12 protein-coding genes are annotated in these 12,642 nt (G+C 70.9%); 5 read left to right on the plus strand and 7 right to left on the minus strand.

Annotation, left to right across the window (positions count from 1 at the left end; translation table 11 throughout):
- Positions 1–30 precede the first annotated feature (30 nt).
- Positions 31–1,911: a phosphogluconate dehydratase gene (gene edd, locus SROS_RS16365; protein ID WP_012890056.1), complete on the minus strand. Its 1,881-nt coding sequence runs from the start codon at positions 1,909–1,911 to the stop codon at positions 31–33.
- A gap of 59 nt (positions 1,912–1,970) precedes the next feature.
- Positions 1,971–3,446 (minus strand): glucose-6-phosphate dehydrogenase, encoded by a 1,476-nt coding sequence (zwf, locus tag SROS_RS16370; protein ID WP_012890057.1) that lies wholly within the window; start codon positions 3,444–3,446, stop codon positions 1,971–1,973.
- Positions 3,447–3,591: 145 nt separating this feature from the next.
- On the opposite strand from zwf, the gene SROS_RS16375 reads away from it, so the two are divergent.
- On the plus strand, positions 3,592–4,761 hold the full coding sequence (locus tag SROS_RS16375) for an ROK family transcriptional regulator (protein ID WP_012890058.1): 1,170 nt from the start codon (positions 3,592–3,594) through the stop codon (positions 4,759–4,761).
- A 194-nt stretch (positions 4,762–4,955) separates the two neighbouring features.
- On the opposite strand, the gene SROS_RS16380 is transcribed toward SROS_RS16375, so the two are convergent.
- From SROS_RS16380 to SROS_RS16390, 3 genes are read right to left on the minus strand one after another with little or no spacing between them, the layout of a single operon-like run.
- The gene (locus tag SROS_RS16380; protein WP_043652145.1) at positions 4,956–5,219 is read right to left on the minus strand and encodes a hypothetical protein; all 264 of its coding nucleotides are present in this window, start codon (positions 5,217–5,219) and stop codon (positions 4,956–4,958) included.
- 54 nt (positions 5,220–5,273) lie between these two features.
- Complete coding sequence (locus tag SROS_RS16385) at positions 5,274–5,663, minus strand: hypothetical protein (RefSeq protein WP_012890059.1); 390 nt, start codon at positions 5,661–5,663, stop codon at positions 5,274–5,276.
- A 3-nt stretch (positions 5,664–5,666) separates the two neighbouring features.
- Positions 5,667–6,032, minus strand: coding sequence for a hypothetical protein (locus SROS_RS16390; protein ID WP_012890060.1), 366 nt, complete (start codon positions 6,030–6,032; stop codon positions 5,667–5,669).
- Positions 6,033–6,128: 96 nt separating this feature from the next.
- Here SROS_RS16390 and SROS_RS16395 point away from each other — a divergent pair, with 96 nt between their 5' ends.
- Positions 6,129–6,524, plus strand: a complete 396-nt coding sequence (locus SROS_RS16395; protein WP_012890061.1) for a hypothetical protein — start codon at positions 6,129–6,131, stop codon at positions 6,522–6,524.
- Positions 6,525–6,799: 275 nt separating this feature from the next.
- On the opposite strand, the gene SROS_RS16400 is transcribed toward SROS_RS16395, so the two are convergent.
- On the minus strand, positions 6,800–6,994 hold the full coding sequence (locus SROS_RS16400; RefSeq protein WP_012890062.1) for a CsbD family protein: 195 nt from the start codon (positions 6,992–6,994) through the stop codon (positions 6,800–6,802).
- 74 nt (positions 6,995–7,068) lie between these two features.
- Here SROS_RS16400 and SROS_RS16405 point away from each other — a divergent pair, with 74 nt between their 5' ends.
- The 3 genes from SROS_RS16405 (at position 7,069) to SROS_RS16415 (ending at position 9,348) form a co-directional block, all read left to right on the plus strand.
- Positions 7,069–7,743, plus strand: coding sequence for a hypothetical protein (locus tag SROS_RS16405; RefSeq protein WP_012890063.1), 675 nt, complete (start codon positions 7,069–7,071; stop codon positions 7,741–7,743).
- 142 nt (positions 7,744–7,885) lie between these two features.
- Positions 7,886–8,455: a TetR/AcrR family transcriptional regulator gene (locus tag SROS_RS16410; protein WP_043652148.1), complete on the plus strand. Its 570-nt coding sequence runs from the start codon at positions 7,886–7,888 to the stop codon at positions 8,453–8,455.
- Positions 8,452–9,348: an SDR family oxidoreductase gene (locus SROS_RS16415; protein ID WP_012890065.1), complete on the plus strand. Its 897-nt coding sequence runs from the start codon at positions 8,452–8,454 to the stop codon at positions 9,346–9,348. Before SROS_RS16410 ends, SROS_RS16415 begins: the two co-directional genes overlap by 4 nt.
- A gap of 144 nt (positions 9,349–9,492) precedes the next feature.
- Here the strand turns inward: SROS_RS16415 and SROS_RS16420 are convergent, their stop codons facing one another.
- On the minus strand, positions 9,493–12,555 hold the full coding sequence (locus SROS_RS16420) for an AfsR/SARP family transcriptional regulator (protein ID WP_012890066.1): 3,063 nt from the start codon (positions 12,553–12,555) through the stop codon (positions 9,493–9,495).
- Positions 12,556–12,642: the final 87 nt, after the last annotated feature.

Here is a 12,642-nt window from a genome sequence, read left to right on the forward strand (position 1 = left end):
CCGGGCTCGTACGGGAGACGCGCTGCCCGCTCACGGCCGGACCCCGTTCACGGCGGCGGCGGCGACGCCCTCGGCGTGGCCGTTCAGGGCGAAGATTCCCGCGCCGCGCTCGGCGGGGCCCGCCGTACGGCGGAAGGCGGCGAACAGCTCGCGGCCGGTGCCCACCCACTGGGCGTCGGTGAGCGGCGCGCCCTGCGGCGTGCGGGCGGCCAGCTCCTCCGCCGGGACCAGCAGCTCCAGGGTGCCGGCGGTGGAGTCGAGGCGGATCGGGTCGCCGTCGCAGACCAGCGCGATCGGGCCGCCGTGGGCGGCCTCGGGCGACAGGTGGATGGCGGCCGGGACCTTGCCCGACGCGCCGGACATGCGGCCGTCGGTGACGATCGCCACCCGCTGCCCCCGGTCCAGCAGCACCGACAGCGGCGGGGTGAGCTTGTGCAGCTCGGGCATGCCGTTGGCGCTCGGCCCCTGGTAGCGGATGACCGCCACGAAGTCCTGGCCGTCCAGCTCGCCCGCCTCGAAGGCGCGCAGCAGCTCCAGCTGGTCGTCGAAGACCTTCGCCGGGGCCTCGATGACCAGGTGCTCGTCCTTGACCGCGGAGACCTTGCTGACCGCGCAGCCCAGGTTGCCGTCGAGCATGTGGATGCCGCCGTCGGGGGAGAAGGCGTCCGAGACGGGACGCAGCACGTCGGGGTCGGTGCTGCCGCCGGTGCGCTCCTCCCAGACCAGCTCGCCGTCCTTGAGCTCGACGGACGAGCGGTAGTGGTCCAGCCCGCGCCCGGCGATCGTCAGCACGTCGCGGTGGAGCAGCCCGGCGTCCAGCAGGTCGCCGATGAGCACCTGCATGCCGCCCGCGGCCTGGAAGTGGTTCACGTCCGCCTGCCCGTTGGGGTACATGCGGGTGAGCAGCGGCACCACCTTCGACAATGCGGCCAGGTCGTTCCAGAGCAGGTCGATGCCGGCCGCCGCGGCGATGGCGACGATGTGCATGGTGTGGTTGGTCGAGCCGCCGGTGGCCAGCAGCGCCACGCAGGCGTTGACGATCGCCTTCTCGTCGACGACCCGGCCCACGGGGGTGTACTCGTCGCCGTGCGCGGTCAGCTCGACCGCGCGCCTGCCCGCCGCCTCCGTCAGGGCCTCGCGCAGCTCGGTGCGCGGGTTGACGAAGGTGGAGCCCGGCAGGTGCAGGCCCATGACCTCGATCATGACCTGGTTGGAGTTGGCGGTGCCGTAGAAGGTGCAGGTGCCGGCGGAGTGGTAGGACTTCGACTCGGCGTCGAGCAGCTCGTCCTGGCCGACCTTGCCCTCGGCGAACAGCTGCCGGGTGCGGGCCTTGACCTTGTTGGGCAGGCCGGAGGTCATCGGCCCGGCCGGCACGAACACCGCCGGCAGGTGGCCGAAGTGCAGCGCGCCGATCAGCAGGCCCGGCACGATCTTGTCGCAGACGCCGAGCATGAGCGAGGCGTCGAACATGTCGTGCGAGAGCGCGATCGCGGTGGCCATCGCGATGACCTCACGGCTGTAGAGCGACAGCTCCATGCCCGCGCGGCCCTGGGTGATGCCGTCGCACATGGCGGGCACGCCGCCGGCGAACTGCGCGACGCCGCCCGCCTTGCGGACGGCCGCCTTGAGGACCGCCGGGTAGGTCTCGTACGGCTGGTGCGCGGACAGCATGTCGTTGTAGCTCGACACGATCGCCACGCCGGGCTTGACGTTGGCCCGCAGGTCCAGCTTGTCGGACCGGCTCGCGGCGGCGAAGCCGTGGGCCAGGTTGGCGCAGCCCAGGCTCGCCCGGGCCGGTCCACGCCGGCGGGCCGCCTCGGCCTCGGCGTCGAGCCGTGCGAGATAGGCGGTACGGCTGGCGCGGCTGCGCTCGATCAGGCGGTCGGTGATCTCCTGGATGACGGGGTTCACCCGGCCTCCTCCGTTTTCGTCGGTTCGGTCTGCGTGTCGTGCTCGTTCTGCGCGGTCGCTCATGCGAGGTCCTCCTCGTGCCAGAAGCGGCCGCTGCGCAGGACGAGCTCGTGGGCTCCGGCCGGTCCCGGGGAGCCCGCCGGGTACGGCTCGGGCGGCGTGCCCCACGAGTCCCACTCGCGGAGGATCGGGTCGATGAAGCGCCAGGCGGCCTCCACCTCGTCACGCCGCATGAACAGGGTCGGGTTGCCGGTCAGGACGTCCATGAGGAGACGCTCGTAGGCCTCGGGCACCCGGGTGGTGAAGGTCTCGGCGAAGCTCAGGCTGAGCGGGACCGGCTTGAGAGCCACCTCGCCCGCGCCCGGCTCCTTGGCCATGATGTGCAGCTTGATGCCCTCGCTGGGCTGCAGCCGCAGCACCAGGCGGTTGGGTGCGCTGCCCGCGAAGATCGAGTGGGGCACGTCCTTGAACTGCACCACGATCTCCGAGCACCGGTACGGCATGCGCTTGCCGGTGCGCAGGTAGAACGGGACGCCCGCCCAGCGCCAGTTCTTCACCTCGGCGCGGATCGCGGCGAAGGTCTCCACCTGGCGCGAGGCCTCGGTCGGCGCGGTGTTGTCGGGCTCGTCGAGGTAGCCGGGGACCGGCACGCCGCCGGACTCGCCCGCGGTGTACTGGCCGCGGACGGTGAAACGGTCCACCTCGCCGCCGGTGATCGGCCGTAGCGACTCCAGGACCTTGACCTTCTCGTCACGGATGGACTCGCGGTCGTTGCGCGACGGCGGCTCCATCGCGACCAGGCAGAGCAGCTGCAGCAGGTGGTTCTGGACCATGTCGCGCAGCGCGCCGGCGTGGTCGTAGTAGCCGCGGCGGCCCGGCGTGCCCACGGTCTCGGAGGCGGTGATCTGGACGTGGTCGATCCAGAGGGAGTTCCAGATCGGCTCCAGGAAGGCGTTGGCGAACCGGAGGACGAGCAGGTTCTGGACGGTCTCCTTGCCCAGGTAGTGGTCGATGCGGTAGATCTGCCGCTCGTCGAAGATGGCGCCGACCTCGTCGTTGATGCGCTGCGCGCTGGCCAGGTCCCGGCCGAGCGGCTTCTCCAGCACCACCCGTGAGGCGGGGGTCACCAGTCCGGCGCGGTGCAGCTCCCGGCAGAACGGGCCGAACGTCATGGGCGGGCTGGCCAGGTAGAACACCCGGTCCCGCTGCTCGTGCCCGGCGAGCAGGCCGGTGATCTTCGCCCAGCCGGTCATGTCCTCGCCGCCGATGTCGACGGAGACGTGGTGCAGGCGGCCGAGGAAGCGCTGCCAGGTGTCCAGGTCGTCCACCGGCACGGAGCCCCGTACCTCGGCGTCCACCTTGCCGCGGAAGTCGGCGTCGTCGAGCCCGCCGCGCGACATCGCGATGATGCGGGTCTCGGGGGACAGGCGCCCGTCGCGGTCGCAGTGATAGAGGGCCGGGAGAAGTTTCCGCATGGAGAGGTCACCTGTGCCGCCGAAGACGATCAGGTCGGCGGATTGCGGGTTCTCGGACATGGGGAGTGCTCCGTAGTGATCTACCGAAATTGGGGATAGATCGGACAGTAGTCACATCTTGCGCTCTACACAAGCGGAGTTTTGTAATCCGAGATGAGAAAGATGGAAGTTTTCATTTCCTAAGTGGGTGTGATTCACTTGGCCGATGCCTCGACGTCCCGCTGCCGCGCTCGCCACCAGCGGTGAGGTGCTCCGCCTCATCCGCGCTGGTGAGGCTGTCACGCGCGCGGACATAGGGCGGGTGACCGGCCTGTCCCGGCCGGCCGTTTCGCTGCGCGTCACCGAGCTGCTCGACCGGGGCCTCGTCGTGGAGGACAGCGAGGGTCCCTCCACCGGCGGCCGGCCCCCCACCCGGCTGGTCTTCAACGCCTCCGGTGGCATCGTGCTGGTCGCCTCGCTGGGCGCGAGCCGCGCGCAGATCGCCGTCTGCGACCTCGCCGGGCGCGAGCTGGCCCGGGAGAGCCTGGCCGTCGACGTGGAGGAGGGCCCGGACGTCGTCCTCCCCCTGGTCATGGACACCTGGAGCAGGCTGCTCGCCGGCCGGCCGCTCTCCCAGGTGCGCGGGGTCGGCCTGGGAGTCCCCGCCACGGTCGAGTTCGCGGCCGGCCGTACCGAGAGCGCCCGCATCATGGCGAGCTGGACCGGCGTCGCCGTCCCGCCGATCATCGCCGAGCGCTTCCCCGTCCCCGTCTTCCTCGACAACGACGTGAACGTCATCGCGATCGGCGAGCACCGCGCGGTCTACGCGGGCGAGGCCGACGACCTGCTGTTCATCAAGGTCTCCACCCGGATCGGCTCCGGCGTCATCGCCGGCGGCGAGATCCTGCGCGGCGCGCTCGGCGCGGCCGGGGAGATCGGGCACATCCCGGTCCGCGACGGCGGGGGAGTGCTGTGCCGCTGCGGCAACATCGACTGCGTCGACTCGGTGGCCAGCGGCACCGCGATACTGCGAGACCTGCGCGCCCGCGGCCACGAGGTGAAGACCCTGGCCGACGTGGTGAGCCTGGTGCGGGCGGGCGACGCCGAGACCATGACGGTGGTCCGCAACGCCGCCCGGATGCTGGGAGAGGTCGTCGCCAGCGCGGTCAACCTGCTCAACCCCGCCGTGGTCGTCCTCGGCGGCGACGTGGCCGAGACCTTCCAGCCGATGGTGTCGGGTGTGCGAGAGGTCGTCCACCGCCGCTCGACCGCCCTGTCCACCCGCAACCTGCGGATCGAACGCAGCCGCCTCGGTCCCGGCGCGGGCATCGTCGGCTGCGCCCACATGGTCCTCGACCACATCCTCTCGCCCGAGGCCGTCGACTCCCTCGCCTGACCGGGCCGCCGGGCGAAGTGCGACCGCGCCGCCGCGAAAGCGTCACCGGGTCGGTGAGCAGAGCGGGACCGGGGGTCATCGTGAAGGGCGTCGTCGGCCTGCTGTGAAGGCGTCATCGGCCTGCACGTGAGGGGGAGCCCCCGGAGGGTGACGGCGGGCCGGCGGCGTGCCGCCCCGCCGGTCCGCCCGGAGCCTCAACCCGCTTCCGTGGTGGTACCGCCGGGAGTCCGTGACTGACGGTGGATCGCGAGGGCGATGTCCACGATCGCGATCACGGCCAGTACGGCCATGGTGATCATCAGCCATCTGAGCCCGGCCACGAGACCGAGCACGCCGATGGCGATGATCGCTATCAGGGCGAACGAGCCCAGGCGGATGTGGACCACATCTCGCGGTGTCGCGCGGACCATGGGCTTGCCGGTCGTGGACGTCTCCTCCGGCTGTCCTTCGAAAGTCATGGTTCCTCCTTCGATCAGACGCACCCTGTACCCGGATGTCCGCCTGTCATGTGGTTAGGTGTCCGGTCTCTTCTCAAGTGCCCTCACCAGTCCTTCGGGATCGGCGAGGGTGAGGGTTGCACCGGGATGGGTCAGCAACCCGCCGGGCAGGAGCGCGGGCACCGGCGTGTGGAAGCGGACGCAGACGCCGCGCCTGGGATTGGTGCCGAAGGTGATTCCCCGGTCGGCCAGCGAAAGGTGCGCTCCGATGACCTTCAATGTCGAGTAGGGGCCGGTCAGGGTGGTGCCGGCGACATTGGACAGGGGCGTGCGCAGCAGCCAGTGACCGAAGCGGACCGTGAGCGCGCCCTCCTCGACGAGGGCGAAGGCCCGCTCGGGGGTCACCCCGAACAGCCGGAGGGGGATCCTCCACGCCGGCTCGATCGCGAAGTCGAAACGTGGCATCGGTCAGCGGTCCCAGGGAGGGGTCTCGCCCATCTTGGCGTAGTACTTGGCCAGGTGGGACTTGATCCGCTCGACGTCCTCGGCGGGTACGTCGACCCCGCCCCGCGCCCCCTGCACGACCGCGCCGGCGGCCATGACGGCGTGTGGCACCGCCTTGAGCTCACCGCCGATCACGTCGGCGATCGGCAGCTTGTAGCTCTCGAACTTGTCAGGATGATCGCCGTCGTACCAGACGTGCGCGTCACGGAACTTCGCGCTGGGCTTCTCCTCGGCCCCCGCCCACGCGCGGACGCGCCCGTCCGCCTCGTCCGAGTCCCAGTGCCGGTCCCGGTCGGCGAGGGGGAGATCCTGAAATCGCGTCACTGTCATGGTGGTGTTCCTTTCTCCAGGAGGTCCGTACCCGGCTGCCCCACTCCATGCCTGGTAGGCGGCATATTTAGTCCTTTGTCGGGGAGAGGGGGTGTCATGACCGATGACCGTGAAGTGCGTGAGAAGGCCGACGGCCACGACCCCTCGCAGGAGAACCCGCCGCCCGCGGCTCCAGGGGCTGGAGAGGGGGAGGACCCGGCTCCCGCGGCTCCGCAGGACGTCGACGGGGAGAGCCCGGCCTCCGCGGTTCCACGGGGCGGGGAGGGGGAGGACTCGGCGTCCGGGACCCCGCGGGGCGGGGAGGGCCCGGTGCCCGCGGCTCCGCGGGGTATCGACGGGGAGAGCCGGGTCGTGGCGGAGAGGTCGGGGGCCGACACCTCCTTCCCGGAGCGCCCGCTCCTGGCCGACCCCGATGACGCGCGAGCCCCCGAGGGAGCCGACGAGAAATCCGGTGAGGGTGTCCCCGAGCCCAAGGTGGGGCCGACGTCCTGAGGCGTTCTGGGTGTGCCCTGAGCGCGTCTTGGGCCGTGGGGCCGATGTCCCCAGCGCGCTCCGAGCACGTCTCGAGTGGTCGGCGGCACCCGGCGGAAGCACACGTGAAACAGGCGTGAAAGATCTTAAAGGCCTGGAAGATCTGAAGGGTCTGCAAGCGAAAAGTGCGGCGGCACCATGCGAGGCAGGTCCCGGAAGCGCGGCGGCACAGAGCGAAGGAGGCCCCGAAAGTCGGGGCCTCCGCCGTGGACGCATCCGGTGGGTCCGGATGGCGGTCAGCTCTTGAAGGCGTCCTTGACCTTCTTCATGCCTTCCTTCGCCTTCTCCCCCGCCTGCTTGAGGTTGCTGTCGGCCTGGTCGGCCCGGCCCTCGGCCTCAAGGCTCTCGTTGCCAGTGACGCGGCCGGCGCCTTCCTTGACCTTGCCTCCGAGCTCTTCGGCCTTGTTGGAGATCTTGTCGTCAGCACCCATGGTGTGATTCCTCCTTTTATGCGAAGTTCTCATCGTGCAGTGATACTTAGTGTCCGCAGATGAGAGGGGTAAACATGGGTCACGCGCCTGCCGCGGTGACGGTGGACGGCATGCTCGTACCGGGGGAGCGGCCTTCCTGGCGCGTCCTGCTCCTGTGCGGCTCCTCCGGGACGGGCAAGAGCCGGGTCGGCTATCCGCTGGCACGGCACTACGGGACGCCGATCGTCGAGGTGGACGATCTCGTCGAGGCGCTGCAGGCCATGACCACACCGCGGCAGCAGCCGCTCCTGCACCACTGGCGCGCCCACCCGGGAGACGCGCTGCTGCCGCCGGCCGATGTCGTCGAGCTGCAGATCGCCATCGCCGAGGCGCTCATCCCCGCCGTGGACGCGGTCGTGGGCAACCACCTGGAGACCGACACCCCTGTGATCATCGAAGGGGACTACCTGCTGCCCGCGTTCGCCGTGCGCGACAGCTTCGCCGGCGTCCCGGCGGGCGGGCAGGTCGCCGCCGTGGTTCTCCAGGAGACGGACGAGGCTCAGCTCCTGGAGAACTACCGGCGCCGTGAACCCGGCGGCGGCGAGCAGCTCCATCGCGCCCGGGTGAGCGCTCTGCACGGTGAACGCCTCGCCGCGCAGGCCGCCGAGGCGGGTGTCCCGGTGGTGGCCGCGCGTCCCTGGGACGGCGTGTTCCGGCGCGTCGTCGCGGCACTCGGCGGCGCCTCCCTCCCTGCGGTGACGGCCCCCTGACGGATCCCGGGACGGTCTCCCAGGGGCCGGAGGCCGTCCCGGCGGCGCCACCGTGTCTGATATAAATAATGAACAGTCATTATTTAATCGAAGGGTGGGGGACTTGGCAGGGCGGCCTCGCACGATCAGGGAAGAGGACATCATGACCGCCGTCGCGGCGGCCGTCGGGAGTGCGGGTCCGGCCCGGCTGACGCTGGCGGATGTGGCCAGGGCCGCCGGGGTGTCGACGGGGGCGCTCGTCCAGCGGTACGGCAGCAAGCGCGGCCTGCTGCTCGGCTTCGTCCGGTGGGAGCTGACCCGGGAGTCGTTCGCGGGGCCGATGCGCGCGGCGTTCGAGACGGCGGCCGATCCGGTCGAGGGGCTGATCCGGGCCGTGGTGCGCAGCGCCGGTCACGAGCTGGGGCCGGAGGAGTTCGCCAACAACCTCGCCTTTCTCCACCTGGAGCTGGCCGACGACGAGTTCCGCGCCCTCCTGGGCGAGCACAGCCGCGGTGTCCGGGCCGAGCTGCGCGGCTACCTGGAGGCCGCCGTGGCGAGCGGTCACCTGGCGGGCACCGCCGACCCCGGCGCGCTCGCCGCCGCCGCCGACTCCATCCGCAACGGCACCCAGCTCACCTGGGCGATGACCAGATCGGGATCGCTCGCCGACGAGCTCCGCCGGGACCTGCGGACCCTGCTCGACCCCTATCGCATCACCAAGGAGGACCGATGAGTGACGGACAGGTGGCCCTGGTGGCCGGAGCGACCCGGGGCGGCGGACGTGGGATCGCGGTCCAGCTCGGCGCCGCCGGTGCGACCGTCTACGTCACCGGGCGCACGACCGCGGCATCGAGGTCGCCGATGAACCGGCCCGAGACCATCGAGGAGACCGCGGAGCTGGTGACCGCCGCGGGCGGACGCGGCATCGCCGTACAGGTCGACCATCTCGAGGAGGACCAGGTGCGCGACCTGGTCGCCAGGATCGGCGCCGAGCAGGACGGCCGCCTGGACGTCCTGGTCAACAACGTCTGGGGCGGCGACCCGCTGACCGTGTGGGACAAGCCCCTGTGGGAGCAGTCGCTCCAGGACGGCCTGCGGCTGCAGCGCCAGGCCGTGCACACCCACATCATCACCAGCTGGCACGCGCTGCCGCTGATGGTCGCCCGGGGCGGAGGCCTGGTCGTGGAGGTCACCGACGGGCTGGCCGACCACGGCTACCGGGGGACCTTCTTCTACGACCTGGCCAAGTCCGGCGTCATCCGGATCGCCCAGGCGCAGGCCGGCGACCTGAAGCCGTACGGCGTGACGGCACTCGCGCTCACCCCGGGATTCCTCCGCTCGGAGGCGATGCTCGACCACTTCGGGGTGACCGAGGACACCTGGCGCGACGGGATCGCCAAGGACCCCTACTTCGCGATGTCGGAGACCCCGGCCTACGTCGGCCGCGCGGTCGCCGCGCTCGCCGCCGACCCCGACGTCCAGCGCTGGAACGGCAGGTCCCTGGCCAGCTGGGAGCTGGCCAGGGAGTACGGCTTCACCGACGCCGACGGCTCACGTCCGGACTGGGGCCGCTACTTCGCCGACGCCCAGCGGGGTGCGGCGGGCGACCCGCAGGACTACCGCTAGTCCCCTGGCACGGCGGGCGCCCCGTGGGACTGCCGGTGGTCCCGTGGTACGGTGGGCGCCCCGTGGGACTGCCGGTGGTCCCGTGGCACGGCGGGCGCCCCGTGGGACTGCCGGTGGTCACCCGCGATGCCGGACGCCGCCCCCTCATGTCAGGCCCGCCGCGCGCATCCGCTCGGCGATGACCCCGGCCTCGGGGAGGTCCATGGGCGACAGTATGTCGAACGCCGTCCGCCAATGCTTCGCGGCGTCGTCGGGCCTCCCCAGGGCGTGCAGGGCGCTGCCGAGCCCCGCGTAGGCGAATCCTCGCTGGTAGGCGTCGTCCGCCTCGTCGGCGTAGACCGCCGCTTCCTGGTAGTGCTCCAGGGCGGCCCGGCTGTCCCCGCTCGCCAGGCAGGTCTCCCCGAGGCTGCTGAGCAGCTCACCCTCCAGCGGCCTGCTCCGCAGCGTTCTCGCGAGGGCGAGCGCCTTCTCGTGGTGGTCGAGAGCCTCCGCATGAGATCCCTGGTGGCGCAGGACCACGGCGATGCCGTTGAACACGTCGACCTCGATCCGGAGATTGCCCTGGCTCCGCCCCAGGGGGAGCGCCTTCTCGAAGCAGTCCAGAGCCGTCGTCAGATCACCCAGTTTCGTGTGGACGGCGCCCATCTGGATGAGGCAGTAGGCCTCGTCATACTCCCTGCCCTCTTCCCGCCAGTAGCCGTGGCACTTCGACAGGGCCTCAAGCGCCTCCTCGTAGCGCCCTGCGACGTGGTAGCTGATCGCCAGATTGTCCAACGCGGTGAACTCGCCCGTGCGATCCCCGAGTTCGCGGCTCAGGGCGAGACACCGCTCGCCGACCTCGATCGCCTCGATGGGCCGTCCGGCCAGCTGCAGGGCGTAGCTCACGTGGCGCAGCCCTTTCGCCTCACCCCTGCGATCCTTGACGGCACGCCAGATGTCCAGAGCCTGCTGCTGGTGGCTCAGGTGCTCGGCGTACCGCCCGGTGAACATCTTGGCGTAGCCCAGGTCGCTCAGGATCTCGGCCTCACCGTGCCGATGACCGATCCGCCGGGCGGAGGACAGCCCGACCTCGCCCGTCATGAACAGGTCGTCGAAGTGGTTCTTCGCGTAGAAGAACCACGACAGCAGGGCGGCGGTCTGCCATGCGTGGATGTGCCGATCCCGCTCCGCGGCGTGGACGATCACGGCTATGAGAACGTGGCGCTCCCGTTCCAGCCAGGCCATCGCCTCATCCACACCGGGCAGGTCCGGTATCCCGTCATCCACGGGAGTGATCGTCATTGAGGCGCTGTCATCGGAGGACAGGTGTTCCATGGCTTTCAGGACCGCGTACTGGTACCAGTCGAGCATCCTCGTCAGCGCGCCGTCACGATCCGCCGCGCTGTCGTCGGCCTCGTTCCGTTCTCCCGCGTAGACGCGCACGAGGTCGTGCATCGACAGTCTGCCGTCGCCGTCCCGCTGGAGCAGGTGCGCGTTCAGCAGCGACTCGACGGCCGCCGACGCGTCCTCGGCGGACATGGCGGTGAGAGCGGCCACCGCCTGGAGGTCGATGTCCGGTCCCGGATGCACGCTGAGCAGCCGGAGCGTCCGCCGTGCCGGTTCCGGGAGGCTCCGGTAGGACAGTTCGAGAGCGGAGCGGACCCCGGTGCCGGGGTCTTCCCTGAGCTCCAGAACGGTCAGCCGGTTCTCCTGCCGGAGCTTGGCGATGAAGTCACCGATCCGGGAGGCGGGTTCTCCCGCGAGCTGCGCCGCGGCCAGTCGCAGTGCCAGCGGCAGGTATCCGCACAGCCGGGCCAGCTCGGGGACCGGATCCGTCTCGTCATCCGTTCCGTTTCTGCCCAGGAGCTTGTTGAGCAGCGCGGTCGCCTCGTCGGCCGGCAGCACGTCGAGCACGATGCCGCGGACGTCGTGGGTGACGGAGAGCCCGCGCAGGGCGTCCCTGCTGGTGATGACGACCCTGGAGGGGGAGGAGCCGGGCAGCAGGGGACGGACCTGTTCCGGGGTGGCGGCGTTGTCCAGGACGATGAGCATCCGCCGGTGCGCCAGCAGCGAGCGGTAAAGCCCCGCGCGCTCGTCGACGTCGTGCGGGATCTCGTCGTCGACCACGCCGAGCCCGCGGAGAAGCCGGTCCAGTGCCTGAGCCCCGGTGGTGGCCCGTCCCCGTGAGTAGCCGTGCAGGTTGACGTAGAGCTGCCCGTCGGGGAACCGGGCGGCCACCCGGTGTCCCCAGTGTGTCGCCAATGCGGTCTTGCCGACCCCGGCGGTGCCCGCGATGGCCGAGATCACCACGGTCGCGGTGCCCTCCTCCTCGGACAGGAGCATGTCGAGCCGGCGGAGTTTCTCCACGCGGCCGGTGAAGCGCGTGACGTCGGCGGGCAGCTGCCGGGGCACGGGTGAGCCGGGTGCCGCGGGGACGGGTGCCGCGATGGCGGTGCCGGGAGCGTTCTCCCCGTTCCCTCCGGAGTTTCCGGTCGCTGCGGCCTCCCCGGAGAGGATCGCCTGGTGGACGCGGGTGAGTTCCTCGCCGGGGTCCAGCCCGAGCTCGTCGCGGAAGTGCAGGCGGCCGGCCCGGAACTCCTCAAGCGCCTCCGCCGTACGGCCGGCACGGTGGAGCGCGCGCATGAGCTGGCCGCGCAGTTCCTCGTTCAGCGGGTGCTCGCCGACCAGCAGGCGCAGCTCGCCGATCAGCTCCGGGTGACGTCCGAGGGCGAGATCGGCCTCGATGCGACCGATGAGCGCGGCGAGGCGCAACTCCTCCAGGGCCGCCCCCTCCGTCGACTGCAGCTCGGGGTGGGTGCCGCCGAGCGCGGGGCCGCGCCACAGGGACAGCGCCGTGCGGAACCTCTCCGCGGCCTGGGCGGTGTCACCTTCCGACAGGGCGGAGCGGGCCCGTGCCGTCTCGGTGACGAAGACGTCGAGGTCGGAGGCGCCCGGCCGCAGGCGCAGCAGGTAGCCGGTGGGCGTGCTCTCCACGGCGTCACCCTCGGCGAGCAGGCGCCGCAGCGACCACAGGTGGTTGTGGAGCAGTCGCCGTCCGGTCGCCGGGGCCTTCGCGCCCCACAATGCGGTCAGAAGCCGATCGTGGGAGACCACCCGATTGGCGTGCATAACCATGACGGCCAGCAAGGTCCGTTGTTTCAGCCCGACGATCGCGGTCGATCGCCCATCGCGCCAGATGTCGACCGGACCGAGAATCCTGATTTCCACTTCAACCCCCGATGAAATCGCGGTCGTCCCACGGAGCGGACTCTGCTGCGGGCCATGAATGTTTACCGCCGTCTCTCCTCTCACCTG

It is taken from the genome of Streptosporangium roseum DSM 43021, assembly GCF_000024865.1.
GTDB lineage: Bacteria > Actinomycetota > Actinomycetes > Streptosporangiales > Streptosporangiaceae > Streptosporangium > Streptosporangium roseum.